Genomic DNA, 15753 nt, shown 5'->3' with positions numbered 1-15753 from the left:
ATGGTGCTGGTACTGGGCCATGTGGCCGCCAGGGCGGCGCTCGGGCGCACCGAGCCCCTGGGCCGGCTGCGGGCCGACCTGCACCAGATGGCCGGCTGCCCGGCCATCGTGACCTACGACCCCGCATTCTTGCTGCGTTCGCAAGACACCAAGCCCTCTGCCTGGGCCGATCTGTGCCGGGCGCTGGCCCTGGTGGCGGCGAACGCCGGCACCTGACGGCAGCACCGCCGGGTCAGCATCCCAGGCCCTCGCTGCCTGCTCCGGCCTGCCCTTGGGCGGCTTTCGCCTGCGCTGCCGTCACACCCATGCCACGCGGCCGATGCCATAATCCGCAGCTTGAATTTTTGACGGAGACAGCTCCTTGGAAACCTACCCGAGTTGGTAGCTTTCAGCTCCCGGCCTGCCGCGGGGTTGAAAGCACCCCATGCCCCCACTGCAGACGCCTCATAACAAGGGAGTGAGCCCATGCTCAACATCTTCACGCTTGCCAATGGCCGGCTGTTCCAGGAAGAAATCGAATCACTGGAAGAGCTGACGAAGTTCCAGCCCATCTGGGTGGACCTCGAAGCGCCCACCCTCGAAGAAAAACGCTGGATCAAGCAGCACTACGGCCTGTCCATCCCCGAAGACGCGATGGACGAGGACATCGAGGAATCCGCCCGTTTCTACGAAGAAGACAACGGCGAGCTGCACATCCGCAGCGACTTTCTGATCGACGACGACGACGACCCGCGCTCGGTGCGCGTGGCGTTCATTCTGAACCAGCACAACGCCAACCTGAAAAGCCGGGGCGTGCTGTTCTCCATCCACGACGAAGACGTGCCCGTGTTCCGGCTGCTGCGCATGCGCGCACGCCGCGCGCCCGGGCTGATCGAGGATGCCAAGGAAGTGCTGCTCAAGCTGTTCGACGCCGATGCCGAGTATTCGGCCGACACGCTCGAAAACATCTACGACGAGCTGGAGAAGGTGAGCAAGCAGGTGCTGGCAGGCGACGTGACCGACACCCGCGCCGGCGAAGTGCTGGCCGCCATCGCGCGCCAGGAAGACTTGAACGGGCGCATCCGCCGCAACGTGATGGACACGCGCCGCGCGGTGAGTTTCATGATGCGCTCCAAGATGCTCAACGCCGAGCAGTTCGAGGAAGCGCGCCAGATCCTGCGCGACATCGAATCACTGGACAACCACACGGCCTTCCTGTTCGACAAGATCAACTTCCTGATGGACGCCACGGTCGGTTTCATCAACATCAACCAGAACAAGATCATCAAGATCTTCTCGGTGGCCAGCGTGGCGCTGCTGCCGCCCACGCTGATTGCGAGCGTGTACGGCATGAACCTGAAGTTTCCCGAGCTGGAGTTCCTGGGCACCGGCGCCTACCCGTACGTGCTCGGCCTCATGCTGGCCAGCGCCCTCGGGCCCATGTGGTACTTCCGCAAGCGTGGCTGGCTGAAATAGCACGCTGGCGCTGCGTGCTTTTCGGGCCGAGGCGCCATCCATTCGGCATAGCGGTGGTCCGGTGCATTAGACAGCAGGTGCCGAGATAAAAATGCACCAAAACAACCGCACGCGCTTGTCCAACGGACGTTTACCGCTATTTTTTTGATAGTTTTCACAGACGTGCCCAACGGGGTGGGCACAAAGTCGCCACGCGCCACAGGAACCGCGTGCGAGCTGCGGGGTGCTTGCAGTTCACTGGAACGGACGGCTGCGGGCGGCCGAAGCATTGGCCCAGCAGGGGAACGGGATGCGCAAGCGCCAACGGCTCCCTGTACACCGGTGGCACCCACCGCCACCGCCACCGCCACCGCTTCCTGCTTCCTGCTTCCTGCTTCCTGCTTCCTAATTGAAGCCTGCAGCGTGCCGCCTGCTTTACAGTTTTTCCAGAAACGACTGCACCATGTGGTCGGCATAGCGGCTGGCCACGGTCTGCACGAACAGCGCGAAGTCACCGTGCGCAGTGTCGTCGGCGCGGTCGGAGATGGTGCGCACCGCAGCAAACGGCACGCCGTAGTCCATGCACACCTGCGCCACGGCGGCACCTTCCATCTCCACCGCCAGCACCTCGTGGCCGGCTTCGCGCAGCGCCGTGCGCAGCCGGTCGGACTCGTGCGCGGCCGACACGAAGCGGTCGCCGCTGGCCATCAGGCCGTGGTGCACCTGAAGGGTGGCGTTGGCGGTTTTGAGGTCAAATTGCCCCTGCGCGCTTGCCACACAAGCGTGAGCAGCTTCCAAAAGCAGAGCAGAAAGAGCCGCGTCGCAGGCCAGGCGCGCCCGTGCATAACCGGGCAGCTCCCAGCGCGGAAAAAGCGGCGAAGCATCCATGTCATGTTGCACGTAGTCCTGCGCCACCACCACGTCGCCGACCCGCACGCCCTCGCCCACGCCCCCGGCCACGCCCGTGAACACGATGCGGGCCACGCCAAACCGCTCGATCAGGGCCGTGGCCGTGGTGGCGGCCGCGACCTTGCCGATGCCCGAGAGCGCCAGCACCACGCTGCGCCCGTGCAGCGAACCCGTCCAGAACACCCGCCCCGCATGCACCCTGCGCTGCGGGTACTGCAACATGGCGACAAGGCCGGACTGTTCTTCAAGGAGCGCGCTGAGGATGGCGGTGGTCATGGCCACATTCTTTCTGCATAAAAAAAACCCTGGGCCCAGGGGCGCCAGGGTTGGGCGACCGCGCAAGGCGGCCCTGGAAACTCAGTTCTTGATGTCCACGCCGTAGAAGTTGTGGCGACTGAAAGGGCTGAGCTTGAAGTCCACCACTTCCTTGCGCACCGGCTTGAGCTGCACGGCATGCGCAATGGTGAACCACGGCGCCTGCTCCTTGAAGATCACCTGGGCCTTCTTGTACAGCTCGGTGCGTTCGGCCTGGCTGGTCACGGTTTTGGCCTTGACCACGAGGTCTTCATAGGGCTGGTAGCAAAACTTGGCGATGTTGCTGCCGCTGTTCGACTGTGCCGACGCACAGCCCAGCAGGGTGTAGAGGAAGTTGTCGGGGTCGCCATTGTCGCCCGTCCAGCCCAGCATGCCCATCTGGTGCTCGCCTTCCTGCAGGCGCTTGCGGTACTCGCCCCATTCAAACGACTTGATCTCGGCCTTGACGCCGATCTTGGCCAGGTCGGCCTGCATCAGCTCGGCAATGCGCTTGGCGTTGGGGTTGTAGGGGCGCTGCACGGGCATGGCCCACAGGTCGGTGGTGAAGCCGTTGGGGTAGCCGGCTTCGGCCAGCAGCTTCTTGGCGGCTGCGGGGTCGTAGGGGTCGTCCTTGACGGCATCGTTGTACGACCACATCGTGGGCGGAATCGGGTTCTTGGCCGCCACGCCGGTCGACAGATACACGCCTTCGATGATGGCCTTCTTGTCGATGGCCATGTTGACGGCCCTGCGCACGCGCACGTCGTCAAACGGCTTCTTCTTGGTGTTGTAGGCCATGTACCCCACGTTCAGGCCGGGCTGCTCAAGAAGCTGCACGTTCGGATCCTTGCGGATGGCGTCGAGGTCGGCCGGGTTCGGGTAGGGCATCACATGGCACTCACCCTTTTGCAGCTTGGCCCAGCGCACCGAGGCATCGGGCGTGATGGAGTACACCAGGTCGTCGATCTTGGCCTTGCCGCCCCAATAGGCAGGGAAGGCCTTGTAGCGGATGACGGCGTCCTTCTGGTACTGCACCAGATAGAAGGGGCCGGTGCCGATGGGGTCCTGGTCGATCTTCTCGGGGGTGCCGGCCTTGAGCATGGCGTCGGCGTATTCCTTGGACTGCACGGCGGCATAGGGCATGGCCAGGTTGGCCAGGAAAGGCGCCTCTGGCTTGTTGAGCGTGATCTTGACGGTGAGGTCGTTCACCTTCACCACCGAGACCAGCAGCTTGGGCATGCCCATGTCGTTGAAGTACGAGTGGTTGGGGCTCGTGACCTTGAAGAAGGGGTTGTCTTCCTTCCACTGGCGCTCGAAGGCGAACAGCACGTCGTCGGCGTTGAAGTCGCGCGTAGGCTTGAAGCTCTTGCTAGTGGTGTGCCACTTCACGCCCTTGCGCAGGTGGAAGGTGTACTCCTTGCCATCTGCGGAAATTTCCCACCGCTCGGCCAGGCCGGGCACCACCTTGGTGCCACCGCGCTCGAATTCCACGAGGCGGTTGTAGATGGGCTCGTTGCCGTCGAAGGAAGTGCCCGTGGTGTTCACGCCCGGGTAGAAGTTTTCCGGGCTGCCTTCCGAACAGAAGACCAGGGTCTTGGCCGACACCGCACCGGCGGCCATCAACACTGGCAGGGCCAGGGCGGCCAGGGCAAATCGCTTGCGCGATGGGATATTTCTCATCACAGGACTCCTTCAGGTTGAAATCAGGCCACCGGGATCGGCAGCGCGCCAGGTGGGGCCGGACTCGTGGCCGGCTCCAGAAAATTTTCCGCGTGGTGGCAGGCCACCTGGCGTTCGTCCAGCAGACGCTGCAACGGGCGTTCGGCGCGGCAGCGGTCGGTGGCGTGGACGCAGCGCGTGGAGAACACGCAGCCCGGCGGGGGGGTCAGCGGCGAAGGCAGTTCGCCCTTGAGCACGATGCGTTCGCGCCGCAGCCCGCTTCCCGCCTGCAGCCCGGGCGTGGAGGCCAGCAGCGCCTGCGTGTAGGGGTGCAGCGGCCGCGCGAAGATCTTGTCCTTGGGCCCCTGCTCCACCGCGTGGCCCAGGTACATCACCAGCACCTCGTGCGCAATGTGGCGCACCACCGCCAGGTCGTGCGAGATGAAAAGGTAGGCCAGGCCCAGCTGGGCCTGCAGGTCGGCCAGCAGGTTCAGCACCTGTGCCTGGATCGACACATCGAGCGCAGATACCGGCTCGTCCGCCACCACCAGACGGGGGTTGAGCATGAGCGCGCGGGCGATGGCAATGCGCTGGCGCTGGCCGCCCGAGAACATGTGCGGATAGCGGTTGGCGTATTCGGGCCGCAGGCCCACGCGCGCGAGCATGGCACGCGCCTGCTCGGCACGCTCGGCCTTCGAAAGGGATGTGTTGATGGCCAGCGGGTCTTCGAGGGCCGCGCTGATCTTCTTGCGCGGGTTCAGCGAGGCATAGGGGTTCTGGAAGACGAGCTGTACGGTCTGGCGCAGCTTGCGCCGATCGCTCTCGGTGGCGTGTGTGACATCGGCGCCATCGAGGAGCAGCTGGCCCGCGGTGGGCGTCTCGATGAGAGACACCATGCGCGCCAGCGTCGATTTGCCGCAGCCCGACTCGCCCACCACGGCCAGCGTTCGGCCCGCGCGCACCTCGAACGAAACGCCGCCCACGGCCTGCAGCTGTGCCGGCGGGCGCATCCAGCCACGGCGAATGGCATAGACCTGGCGCAGGTCACGGGCTTGCACCACGGCATTGCCGTCAGGGGGCGGTGTACCAAAGGGTTGGACGCTCATGCCGCCACCTCGCGGGCAACGCCCAGAGGGCCGTCCGCTGCCATCCGTGCTTGCCGGCCGGCATCGCCCAGGGGGTAGTGGCAGCGCGCCAGGGCCGTGGATCCGGCCTCGCCGACGGGGCGCAGTTCAGGCCGCTGCGCCTGGCAGCGCGCCGTGGCGTACGCGCAGCGCGGCGTGAACAGGCAACCCGATGGGCGGTCGTACACGCCCGGCACCACCCCGGGAATGGTGGCCAGCCGCCCGTCTGAGCGCACCTGCTCCGGCATGGCCGCCAGCAGGGCCTCGGTGTAGGGATGGCGGGGCGCGGCAAACAGGTGCTCCACAGCGCTTTGCTCCACCACCTGGCCGGCATACATCACGGCCACGCGCTGCGCCATCTCCTGCACCACGCCCATGTTGTGCGTGATCAGCACCAAGGCCATGCCGCGCTCCTTCTGCAGGGTACGCAGCAGATCGAGTATCTGGGCCTGGATGGTCACGTCGAGCGCGGTGGTGGGCTCGTCGGCAATGAGCAGGCGCGGGTTGCAGGCAATCGCCATGGCGATCATCACGCGCTGGTTCATGCCCCCGGACATCTGGTGCGGAAAATCATTCAGGCGCGAGGCGGCGGCTGGAATACCCACCTGCTCAAGCAGCGCGATGGCCTGCCGGCGGGCCTCGGCCTTGTCCAGCTTCAGATGCAGACGCAGCACCTCGATGATCTGGAAGCCGATGGTGAAGCACGGATTCAGGCTGGTGGTGGGGTCCTGGAAGATCATGGCCATGTCCTTGCCCACCAGGCCGCGCCGCTGGCGGTCCGAAAGACCCGGCAGATCGTGGCCCGCAAAGCGCAGGCGCCCGGCCCGCACCCGGCCCGGAAAGCCGATCAACCCCATGAGGGCCATCATGGTGACGCTCTTGCCAGAGCCTGATTCGCCCACGATGCCCAGCACCTCGCCCTCTTCCAGCCGCAGGTTGACGCCATCCACGGCATGCATGACGGCGCCCTGGGTGGGGAACTCGACGTGGAGGTCTTCGATTTCAAGCAATGCCATCGCGTTGTTCACCGTTTGAGCTTGGGATCGAGTGCATCGCGCAGCCCATCGCCAAGCAAGTTGAAAGCCAGCACTGCCACCACGATCATCAGCCCCGGCAGGGTCACCACCCACCAGGCGCGCATGACGAACTCCCGCGCATCGGCCAGCATGGTGCCCCACTCGGGCGATGGTGGCTGCGCCCCCAGACCCAGAAAGCCCAGCGCGGCTGCATCCAGAATGGCCGTGGAAACGCCGAGCGAGGCCTGCACGATGAGGGGCGCCGCGCAGTTGGGCAGCACCTCGCTGAACATGAGGCGCAGCGTTCCAGCGCCGCTGATGCGCGCCGCCGTCACATAGTCCTTGGACACCTCGCTGATCACCGCCGCCCGGGTGATGCGCACGTAGTGCGGCAGCACCACGATGGCCACCGCCAGCATGGCGTTGACCAGGCCCGGCCCCAGGATGGCGACGATCACGATGGCGAGCAGCAGGCTCGGCAGCGTGAGGACGATGTCCATCAGGCGCATGATGGCCACTTCGACCACCCCCCGGAAGAACCCCGCGATCAGCCCCAGGGCGATGCCCGCCGCCAGGGCGAGCACGACCACCGCCACGCCGATCGACAGCGACAGCCGCGTACCGTGGATCAGCCGCGACAGGATGTCGCGCCCGATGGCGTCGGTGCCCAGCAGGTAGGTGGCAGAGCCCCCGCTCTGCCACGCAGGCGGTTTGAGGAAGGCCGCACTGTTGGTCTGGTCGGGTGCATGCGGTGCGATCAGCGGCGCAAACAGTGCCACCAACAGCAGAGCCCCCACCACAAGCAGGCCGAACACCGCCCCCTTGTTGGCCACGAAGGCGCGCCAGAACTCCCGCAGGGGCCCGGGCGGCACGGGTGCGCCTGCGCCCTGGATGACAGACGATGAAGCCATGGAAATCGATGCCCTCAATGACCGGCGCGAATGCGCGGGTTGATGATGCCGTAGGTCAGGTCGACCAGCAGGTTGACCAGCATCACCACCCCACCCAGCAGCAGCATGCCGCCCTGCAGAACGGGGTAGTCGCGCCGGTTGATGGCCTCGATCAGCCATTTGCCCACGCCGGGCCACGAAAAGATGGTTTCGGTAAGGATGGCTCCGGTGAAGAGCACGCCGACCTGCAGACCGATGACCGTCACCACGGGAATCAGGGCATTGCGCAAGGCATGCAACGCCACCACCCGCAAGCTGGAAAGCCCCTTGGCGCGCGCCGTGCGGATGTAGTCCTCGCCCAGCACCTCGAGCATGGCCGAGCGCGTCATGCGAGCCACCACGGCCAGCGGATTGGTTCCCAACACGATCGCCGGCAGTACGAGATGCTTCAGCGCCGAGAAAAAGGCGTCGGTCTCGCCCGCGCGCAGCGCATCCACCAGCAGGAAGCCCGTGACGGGCTCAACATAGTGCATCACGTCCAGCCGCCCCGACACGGGCGTGATGCCCAGGTAGACCGAGAACCCCATGATGAGCAGGAGGCCCCACCAGAAGATCGGCATCGAATAGCCGGTGAGCGACACCGTCATCACGCCGTGGTCGAACCAGGAGTTGCGCTTGACGGCGGCGATGATGCCCGCCGGGATGCCCAGCAGCAGTGCAAAGGCAATGGCGCACAGCGCCAGTTCCACCGTCGCCGGAAACAGGGCCTGGAACTCCTCGATAACCGGAGCCTGGGTGATGATCGATTTGCCCAGATCTCCCTGGAGGACGCGGCCGATGTAGATGCCGTACTGCGTCAGCACGGGCTTGTCGAAGCCGTATTCGGCGCGCAGGGCTGCATGCCGCGCGGCGTCGATGCCCCGCTCACCCGCCATGGTCTCAATGGGGTCTCCGGGCACCAGCCGGATCAGGAAGAACGCCAGCAGCGTCATGCCGAAGAAGGTCGGTATGAGCAGGCCGAGGCGCGTGAGAAGAAATCGCAACATCGGCGGATGATGCAGCAAAAAGCGGGCCCGCCAGATCAGGGAATGCTCTGAAACCAGCGGCGGCGCGGATGTGCTGCGCAGGGACTCCGCCCACAGCTCGGCGGCTCACAAAGCCGCGCCAATACGGGCCCAAGCCCGCTGTGGGCCCGTATCGCGGGGAGTGCGCGGTTACTTTTTGTCGCGCAACTCGCGCCGCAGGATCTTGCCCACCGGCGTCTTGGGCAACTCGGTGCGGAACTCGATCACCTTGGGCTGCTTGTAGCCAGTGAGTTCATGGCGGCAGAACTCGCGCACGTCGGCCTCGGTGAGGTCGGGCGACTTCTTGACGATCACCAGCTTGACGGCCTCGCCCGATTTCTCGTCGGGCACGCCCACCACGGCGCATTCCAGAACGCCGGGACAGTTGGCCACGACCTCCTCGACCTCGTTGGGATAGACATTGAAGCCGCTGACCAGCACCATGTCCTTCTTGCGGTCCACGATCTTGAAGTAGCCACGCTCGTCCATCACCCCGATGTCGCCCGACTTGAAATAGCCGTCTTCGGTCATGACCTTGGCCGTCTCGTCGGGGCGTTGCCAGTAGCCCGCCATCACCTGCGGCCCCTTGATGGCGATTTCGCCCGCCTGGCCCAGGGTGGTGACTTCGCGGCCCTCGTCGTCCAGCAGCTTCAGATGCGTGCTGGGCAAGGGCACGCCGATCGTGCCGGTGAACTCCTTGGCGGTCACCGGGTTGCACGTGGCCGAAGGACTGGTTTCGGACAGGCCATAGCCCTCACAGATCGGGCAGCCCGTTTTTTCGAGCCAGAGCTTGGCCACCGCGCCCTGCACCGCCATGCCGCCGCCCACCGAGACCTTGAGGTTCTTCCAGTTGACGGTGTTGAAGTCAGGGTGATTGGCCAGGCCGTTGAACAGCGTGTTCACGGCCGGGAAACTATGAAAGGTGTGCTTGGACAGTTCCTTGAGCACCGCCGGCAGGTCGCGCGGGTTGGGAATGAGAATGGTCTTGCCCCCGGTGCGCATGCTCAGCATCATGTTCACCGTGAACGCGAAGATGTGGTACAGCGGCAGGGCGCAGATGCTGGTGGGCTGCTCGCCCGCCGGCACTTTCTTCATGACCGGGTCGTTCCAGGCCTCGGATTGCAGCACGTTGGCGATCACGTTGCGGTGCAGCAGCACGGCGCCCTTGCTCACGCCGGTGGTGCCGCCGGTGTACTGCAGCAGCGCGATGTCATCGGGCTTGATGTCGGGCTTCTTGAAGCTGCCGCGCGCACCTTGGGCCACCGCATCGTTGAACCGTACGGCCCCCGGCAAGTTGTAGGCCGGTACGAGCTTCTTGACGTTGCGCACCACGTAGTTGACGAGCGTCCCCTTGAGCAGGCCCAGCTGGTCGCCCATGGCGCACAGCACCACATGCTTGATGGGGGTGTGGGCAATGCAGTGCTCCAGCGTGGACGCGAAGTTCTCGATGATCACGATGGCCTTGGCGCCCGAATCCTTGAGCTGGTGCTCCAGTTCGCGGGGGGTGTACAGCGGGTTCACGTTGACCACCACAAAGCCTGCGCGCAGCACGGCCGCCACCGTTACCGGGTATTGCGGCACGTTGGGCATCATGATCGCCACGCGATCACCCTTGACCAGGCCCAGGCCCTGCAGGTACGCGGCGAATGCGCTGCTCAGCGAGTCGGTCTGTGCATAGGTGACGTCCTTGCCCATGAAGCTGTAGGCAATGCGGTCGGCGTATTGGGTAAAGGCCTCGTCCATGAGGGCGACGAGCGATGGGTAGTGTGACGGGTCGATGTCGGCGGGAACCCCTTGCGGATAGGCGGCCAGCCAGGGACGGTCAGTCATGCGTGTCTCTCCAGTTATCTCTTTTTCAATCGAACCCCGGCATTGTCCCTGCCGGTGGTGGTTCTGCGGGTTTGTGGTTTCCCTAGGCGCGGTCCGTGCCGGTGGCCGCGCGGTGTCGCCTGGCGGCGAAGGGTGCTATTCGATCGCCTTGCCGATGTCCTCGACCACCTTCTTGGCGTCGCCGAAGACCATCATGGTCTTGTCCATGTAGAATAGTTCGTTGTCCAGGCCTGCATAGCCGGCGGCCATGGAGCGCTTGTTGACGATCACCGTCTTGGCCTTGTAGGCCTCGAGGATGGGCATGCCATAGATCGGACTGCCCTTGGTGTGCGCGGCGGGGTTCACCACGTCGTTGGCGCCCAGGATGATCGCCACGTCGGCCTGGCCGAATTCGCCGTTGATGTCCTCCATCTCGAACACCTGGTCGTAGGGCACTTCGGCCTCGGCCAGCAACACGTTCATGTGGCCGGGCATGCGGCCTGCCACCGGGTGGATGGCGTATTTCACCGTGATGCCCTTGTGCACCAGCTTCTCGGCCAGCTCTTTCACCGCATGCTGGGCGCGGGCCACGGCCAGGCCATAGCCCGGCACGATCACCACGGTTTCGGCATTGCCCAGCACAAAGGCCGCATCGTCGGCACTGCCGGCCTTCACGGGGCGCTGCTCCTTCGCGCCCGCTGCGGCGCTACCGCCTGCATCTCCGCCAAAACCGCCCAGGATCACGTTGAAGAACGAGCGGTTCATGGCCTTGCACATGATGTAGCTCAGGATGGCCCCCGAGCTGCCCACCAGCGATCCGGCGATGATCAGCATCGAGTTGTTGAGCGAGAAGCCGATGCCGGCGGCTGCCCAGCCCGAATAGCTGTTGAGCATCGACACCACGACAGGCATGTCCGCACCGCCGATGGGAATGATGATGAGCACGCCCAGCGCGAACGACAGCGCCAGCATGGCAAAGAAGGCCGTCCAGTTTTCAGTGAACATGAACACCAGGCCCAGGCCCACGGTGGCCAGACCCAGCACCAGGTTGAGCAGGTGCTGCCCGGTGAACTGCACGGGCGCACCCTGGAACAGGCGGAACTTGTACTTGCCCGACAGCTTGCCAAACGCGATCACCGAACCACTGAAGGTGATGGCACCAATGGCCGCACCCAGGAACAACTCAAGGCGATTGCCCGCAGGGATGGGCTGGCCCTTGGCCACGATCTGGAAAGCCCAGGGCTCGGCCACGGCGGCGATCGCGATGAACACGGCCGCCAGACCGATCATGCTGTGCATGAAGGCCACCAGTTCGGGCATCTTCGTCATCTCCACGCGCCGAGCCATGATGGCGCCGGCTGCGCCGCCCACCAGCAGCCCGCCCAGCACATAGACCATGCCCTCGGCCTTGCCCCCTGCCAGCTCGACGATGAGCGCCGCCGTGGTCAGAACGGCAATCGCCATGCCCGTCATGCCAAAGACATTGCCGCGGATGGAGGTGGTGGGGTGCGAGAGCCCCTTGAGAGCCTGGATGAAGCAGACGCTGGCCACGAGGTACAGCAGCGTCACAAGGTTCATGCTCATGCTTGGTCTCCTTGCGCCTTGGCGGGAGCTTTCCTGTCTTTCTTCCGGAACATCTCGAGCATGCGGCGCGTGACAAGGAAGCCGCCGAACACGTTGACCGCAGCCAGTGCCACGGCAAGCGCACCCATCGTGCGACCCAGCGTGGTTTCGGTAAGCGCCGCAGCCAGCATCGCCCCCACGATGACGATGGCCGAGATGGCGTTGGTCACCGCCATGAGCGGCGTGTGCAGCGCTGGCGTGACGGTCCAGACCACGTGGTAACCCACGTAGATCGCCAGAACGAAGATGATCAGGTTGATCAGGGTGGGAGACACCGATTCCATGACGAAAGCCCTCAGTTGGGTAGAGCGATGGGGAAGGGTGGAACGGCCAGATAGCCGTCCATCATCGAGGTGCTCAGGCGCGCGGCCTCGGCCAGTTGGTGCGCCCATTCCTGCCCGGGTCGCCCCGCGCGCAGGAAATCTTCGTTGCTGCGCGTCTGCGGCCGTAACAGGCGCTGGTCAACGACTGCGTTGATCTCGATGTAGGCGCCGCCCTCGGTGGCGTAGCGGTAGTTCAGGTGCGAATAGGGCTGCGCTGGCGCCGCGCCCTGTCGGGCCAGCCACTGTGCCAGCAGGGGGTGGTTCTTGTCGAGCCAGCCCCCGCTTTGCGCAAATCGCTTGAAACGCAGGCAATCGACGCGCACGGCACTGTGCGCGGTGGCGTCCTCCACCATCAGGCCCTGCTGCGCGGGGCACGAGCCCGTCCACAGCGTCGTCGGCCGGGGATGGTTGGTGCTGTTGGTCTGCACGAGCAGTATGGCCAGCCAATCCTTGTTGGCCCCGCGCAACCCGACGGCGCGCGTTTGCAGGGGCACCGTGGCGCCGGGCTCGGGCAACAAGGGCAGGGCTTCTTCAGAACGGTCGAGCGCCACCCACTCCCCCTGGGGCAACACCAGGCGCCCGCGCCCCACAGGATATTCCGTGGTGCCGGGCTGCAGCGGTGCGCAAGCCGCCAGCGCCGCGAAGGCACATGTCGCCAACACCATGCCGCTCACCCGGCGACCAGACAGAGATTTCAATGCCATCCACATATTCACGCGCGCCTCACCGTTCCTTCATGGGCCACCAGACAGGCGGCCACGATGTCATCCTGCAGATCCACGTGCAGCGTCCCCTCTTTGTTGACAACGAGCTTGAGAAAGTCGAGCACATTGCGCGCATACAGCGATGACGCGTCAGCCGCCACCAGCGCGGGCAGATTGGTTTCGCCCACCAGGATCACCCCATGCTTTTCGACGGTGCGGCCCGGTTCCGTGAGCGGGCAGTTACCCCCCTGGGGGGCCGCGATGTCCACGATCACCGAGCCGGCCTTCATCGAGCGCACCATGTCTTCGGTGACCAGCACCGGCGCTGGCCGGCCGGGGATGAGCGCGGTAGTGATGACGACGTCAGCCTGGGCCACGCGCTTGGCCACCTCGGCCTTCTGGCGGTCCAGCCAGCTTTGCGGCATGGGGCGCGCATAGCCACCCACCCCCTCGGCCGCGTCCTTCTCTTCCTGGGTTTCGTACGGCACGTCGATGAACCGGGCGCCCAGTGACTCCACCTGCTCCTTCACGCTGGGCCGCACGTCGGAGGCCTCGATCACGGCACCCAGCCGCTTGGCCGTGGCAACCGCCTGCAACCCCGCCACCCCCACGCCCAGAACGACCACGCGTGCAGCCTTGACGGTGCCGGCCGCGGTCATGAGCATCGGGAAAAACCGCTGGTAGCGGTCGGCCGCGATCATGACCGCCTTGTAGCCCGCAATGTTGGCCTGCGAAGACAACACATCCATGCTCTGGGCACGCGTGGTGCGCGGCGCCGCCTCGAGGGCAAAGGCCGTTACGCCCGCCGCCGCCAGTCGCTGCAGGCCCGCCGCATCGAAGGGGTTGAGCATGCCCACGACGGTGCTGCCCGAACGCAACGCCGGCACCTCGGCCTCGGAAGGACAACGCACCTTCAGCACCAAGTCACATGCCCAGGCCTGGGCGGCCCCCACCACCTCGGCCCCTGCGGCTTCGTAGGCGGCATCGGGAACGCTTGCGGCCACGCCAGCGCCGGACTGCACACGCAGCACATGGCCCAGCCCCTTGAGCTTCTTCACCGTCTCGGGGGTTGCCGCCACCCGGGTCTCTCCTGCCATGGACTCCGCAGGCACACCTATCAGCATGTCGTCTCCTCGTTCGGGGGTCAGTGGTAATACTTACTGACCGCGAGCTTACATGAAGAAACCTCTGCTTCCGTCACGTTGGCACAAGGGCTGGCGCAATGCCCCGCCCAGGACACTCCAAAAACAAAAAAGCCGGTGACAGGCACCGGCTTGCAAAACCGCCACGCAGGGCGGCCAGCGGGGGGGATGAAGGCTCAGTTCACCAGCTGCGCCAAGGTGCCCGCTGCGTACTGTCCGGCCATCGCCTGCAGGTTCACGCCTTTGATCTTCGCGCCCTGGCCTTCGCAGCCGAATTCGAGGTAGCGCTGCTTGCAGATGGCCTTCGCGGCCTCGCGTGCGGGCTTGAGCCATTCGCGGGCATCGAATTTCTCGGGGTTCTCGGCCAGGAACTTGCGCACGGCGCCCGTCATGGCCAGACGGATGTCGGTATCAATGTTGATCTTGCGCACGCCGTACTTGATCGCCTCCTGGATCTCCGCCACGGGCACCCCGTAGGTTTCCTTCATCTTGCCGCCGTACTGGTTGATGATGGCCAGCAGGTCCTGCGGCACGCTCGACGAGCCATGCATCACCAGGTGGGTGTTGGGGATGCGGGCGTTGATCTCCTTGACACGCGAGATCGCCAGCACATCGCCCGTGGGCGGACGGGTGAACTTGTAGGCGCCATGGCTCGTGCCGATGGCAATGGCCAGCGCGTCGAGCTGCGTGGCCTTGACGAACTGTGCAGCTTCCTCAGGGTCGGTCAGCATCTGGCTGTGGTCGAGCTTGCCGACGGCACCGATGCCGTCTTCCTCGCCCGCCTCACCGGTTTCCAGCGAACCCAGGCAACCGAGTTCACCTTCAACGGTCACACCCACCTTGTGCGCCATCTCGACGACCTGGCGGGTCACGTCGACGTTGTAGTCGAACGACGCCGGCGTCTTGCCATCTTCGCGCAGCGATCCGTCCATCATGACCGAGCCGAAGCCCAGGTCGATCGCGCCCTGGCAGATCTTGGGCGAAGTGCCGTGGTCCTGGTGCATCACCAGGGGGATGTGGGGGTACATCTCGGCCGCAGCCTGGATCAGGTGCTTGATGAAGGGCTCGCCCGCATACTTGCGTGCGCCGGCGCTGGCCTGCAGGATCACCGGGGCGCCCACCTCGTCGGCGGCAGCCATCACGGCCTGCACCTGCTCCAGATTGTTGACGTTGAAGGCCGGAATGCCATAACCGTTGGTGGCAGCATGGTCGAGCAGTTCGCGCATCGATACGAGGGGCATGGTCGTGAAGTCCGTTCAGGGTTGATGGAGGCGCTGACAGGCAGCCGCAGCGGCGGTAACCGCTTGGTAACCGGGATTTTACCCGCCGGCCACCCTGGCAGGTGAGGGGAAATCCAGACGGTAGCAGGTGGTGAAGGGGGCCGGCGCCACGGCCGGGCCGAAGGTACCGCCATGCATCTCGGCCACGCGCTTCACAATCTCGTGCCCGAGATGCAGGCTGTCCACGGGGCGTACCTCCGGGGGCTGGTTGGCACCGGCGGGCATGCGCCGGCCGTCATCGCACACCTGTAGCCACACCGCCCCGCCTTCGGCCTGCCCGAGCTGAACGGCAATCCGCGTACCGCGCGGGGTGTGCCGCAGGGCATTCTCGACCAGATTGCGCAGCGCAAGGTCCAACAGCACCGCATGCCCCGCCAGCGCCAGGTGCTCGGGAGCGTCCACCGCGATCTCGCCGGTGCGCTGCCATGCCGCTTGCGCATAGTCGGCGCACACCGCGCGCGCGGTGGCGGCCAGGTCCACAG

Annotated in this window: 14 protein-coding genes and 1 pseudogene; 2 read left to right on the top strand and 13 right to left on the bottom strand. The window is 65.3% G+C overall.

Annotated features, from left to right (window positions below; genetic code table 11):
- Positions 1–216, top strand: a pseudogene (locus ACDELDRAFT_RS11730) (uracil-DNA glycosylase family protein); the annotation flags it as partial.
- Between the two features lie 249 nt (positions 217–465).
- Positions 466–1455 carry a magnesium/cobalt transporter CorA gene (gene corA, locus ACDELDRAFT_RS11725; RefSeq protein WP_005796893.1) on the top strand — a complete coding sequence of 330 codons (990 nt, stop codon included), beginning with the start codon at positions 466–468 and terminating at the stop codon, positions 1453–1455.
- A gap of 414 nt (positions 1456–1869) precedes the next feature.
- Here the strand turns inward: corA and ACDELDRAFT_RS11720 are convergent, their stop codons facing one another.
- The 13 genes from ACDELDRAFT_RS11720 to ACDELDRAFT_RS11660 all read right to left on the bottom strand — a co-directional run.
- Positions 1870–2619 carry a 5'-methylthioadenosine/adenosylhomocysteine nucleosidase gene (locus ACDELDRAFT_RS11720; RefSeq protein ID WP_005796890.1) on the bottom strand — a complete coding sequence of 250 codons (750 nt, stop codon included), beginning with the start codon at positions 2617–2619 and terminating at the stop codon, positions 1870–1872.
- 81 nt (positions 2620–2700) lie between these two features.
- Positions 2701–4317 (bottom strand): ABC transporter substrate-binding protein, encoded by a 1617-nt coding sequence (locus tag ACDELDRAFT_RS11715; RefSeq protein ID WP_005796888.1) that lies wholly within the window; start codon positions 4315–4317, stop codon positions 2701–2703.
- 23 nt (positions 4318–4340) lie between these two features.
- Entirely contained in the window at positions 4341–5402 is a 1062-nt protein-coding gene (locus ACDELDRAFT_RS11710) for a peptide ABC transporter ATP-binding protein (RefSeq protein WP_005796887.1), read from the bottom strand.
- Positions 5399–6436, bottom strand: coding sequence for an ABC transporter ATP-binding protein (locus ACDELDRAFT_RS11705; protein WP_005796885.1), 1038 nt, complete (start codon positions 6434–6436; stop codon positions 5399–5401). Before ACDELDRAFT_RS11705 ends, ACDELDRAFT_RS11710 begins: the two co-directional genes overlap by 4 nt.
- Before the next feature lie 8 nt (positions 6437–6444).
- Positions 6445–7347: an ABC transporter permease subunit gene (locus ACDELDRAFT_RS11700; RefSeq protein WP_005796884.1), complete on the bottom strand. Its 903-nt coding sequence runs from the start codon at positions 7345–7347 to the stop codon at positions 6445–6447.
- 14 nt (positions 7348–7361) lie between these two features.
- Positions 7362–8372 (bottom strand): ABC transporter permease subunit, encoded by a 1011-nt coding sequence (locus tag ACDELDRAFT_RS11695; protein WP_005796882.1) that lies wholly within the window; start codon positions 8370–8372, stop codon positions 7362–7364.
- A gap of 168 nt (positions 8373–8540) precedes the next feature.
- Positions 8541–10220, bottom strand: a complete 1680-nt coding sequence (locus tag ACDELDRAFT_RS11690) for a long-chain-fatty-acid--CoA ligase (protein ID WP_005796880.1) — start codon at positions 10218–10220, stop codon at positions 8541–8543.
- A gap of 135 nt (positions 10221–10355) precedes the next feature.
- Positions 10356–11783, bottom strand: a complete 1428-nt coding sequence (locus tag ACDELDRAFT_RS11685; RefSeq protein ID WP_005796879.1) for an NAD(P)(+) transhydrogenase (Re/Si-specific) subunit beta — start codon at positions 11781–11783, stop codon at positions 10356–10358.
- Positions 11780–12106, bottom strand: coding sequence for an NAD(P) transhydrogenase subunit alpha (locus ACDELDRAFT_RS11680; RefSeq protein WP_005796878.1), 327 nt, complete (start codon positions 12104–12106; stop codon positions 11780–11782). Before ACDELDRAFT_RS11680 ends, ACDELDRAFT_RS11685 begins: the two co-directional genes overlap by 4 nt.
- A gap of 11 nt (positions 12107–12117) precedes the next feature.
- The gene (locus ACDELDRAFT_RS11675) at positions 12118–12849 is read right to left on the bottom strand and encodes a hypothetical protein (protein WP_040328951.1); all 732 of its coding nucleotides are present in this window, start codon (positions 12847–12849) and stop codon (positions 12118–12120) included.
- An 8-nt stretch (positions 12850–12857) separates the two neighbouring features.
- Positions 12858–13973: a Re/Si-specific NAD(P)(+) transhydrogenase subunit alpha gene (locus tag ACDELDRAFT_RS11670; RefSeq protein WP_005796875.1), complete on the bottom strand. Its 1116-nt coding sequence runs from the start codon at positions 13971–13973 to the stop codon at positions 12858–12860.
- Positions 13974–14167: 194 nt separating this feature from the next.
- Positions 14168–15232 (bottom strand): class II fructose-bisphosphate aldolase, encoded by a 1065-nt coding sequence (gene fba / locus ACDELDRAFT_RS11665; protein WP_005796874.1) that lies wholly within the window; start codon positions 15230–15232, stop codon positions 14168–14170.
- Between the two features lie 78 nt (positions 15233–15310).
- On the bottom strand, positions 15311–15753 hold a 443-nt coding region (locus ACDELDRAFT_RS11660), incomplete at its 5' end, for a sensor histidine kinase (protein WP_040328948.1).

The sequence above is a fragment of the Acidovorax delafieldii 2AN genome, from assembly GCF_000175235.1.
GTDB classification, from domain to species: domain Bacteria; phylum Pseudomonadota; class Gammaproteobacteria; order Burkholderiales; family Burkholderiaceae_C; genus Acidovorax; species Acidovorax delafieldii_B.
This window is presented reverse-complemented; position numbering and strand designations above follow the sequence as displayed.

Bases quoted from the DNA above. Each gene is read 5' to 3' on its own strand.
- corA (WP_005796893.1), top strand. From the start codon at position 466: ATGCTCAACATCTTCACGCTTGCCAATGGCCGGCTGTTCCAGGAAGAA.
- ACDELDRAFT_RS11720 (WP_005796890.1), bottom strand. From the start codon at position 2,619: ATGACCACCGCCATCCTCAGCGCGCTCCTTGAAGAACAGTCCGGCCTT.
- ACDELDRAFT_RS11715 (WP_005796888.1), bottom strand. From the start codon at position 4,317: ATGAGAAATATCCCATCGCGCAAGCGATTTGCCCTGGCCGCCCTGGCC.
- ACDELDRAFT_RS11710 (WP_005796887.1), bottom strand. From the start codon at position 5,402: ATGAGCGTCCAACCCTTTGGTACACCGCCCCCTGACGGCAATGCCGTG.
- ACDELDRAFT_RS11705 (WP_005796885.1), bottom strand. From the start codon at position 6,436: ATGGCATTGCTTGAAATCGAAGACCTCCACGTCGAGTTCCCCACCCAG.
- ACDELDRAFT_RS11700 (WP_005796884.1), bottom strand. From the start codon at position 7,347: ATGGCTTCATCGTCTGTCATCCAGGGCGCAGGCGCACCCGTGCCGCCC.
- ACDELDRAFT_RS11695 (WP_005796882.1), bottom strand. From the start codon at position 8,372: ATGTTGCGATTTCTTCTCACGCGCCTCGGCCTGCTCATACCGACCTTC.
- ACDELDRAFT_RS11690 (WP_005796880.1), bottom strand. From the start codon at position 10,220: ATGACTGACCGTCCCTGGCTGGCCGCCTATCCGCAAGGGGTTCCCGCC.
- ACDELDRAFT_RS11685 (WP_005796879.1), bottom strand. From the start codon at position 11,783: ATGAGCATGAACCTTGTGACGCTGCTGTACCTCGTGGCCAGCGTCTGC.
- ACDELDRAFT_RS11680 (WP_005796878.1), bottom strand. From the start codon at position 12,106: ATGGAATCGGTGTCTCCCACCCTGATCAACCTGATCATCTTCGTTCTG.
- ACDELDRAFT_RS11675 (WP_040328951.1), bottom strand. From the start codon at position 12,849: ATGGCATTGAAATCTCTGTCTGGTCGCCGGGTGAGCGGCATGGTGTTG.
- ACDELDRAFT_RS11670 (WP_005796875.1), bottom strand. From the start codon at position 13,973: ATGCTGATAGGTGTGCCTGCGGAGTCCATGGCAGGAGAGACCCGGGTG.
- fba (WP_005796874.1), bottom strand. From the start codon at position 15,232: ATGCCCCTCGTATCGATGCGCGAACTGCTCGACCATGCTGCCACCAAC.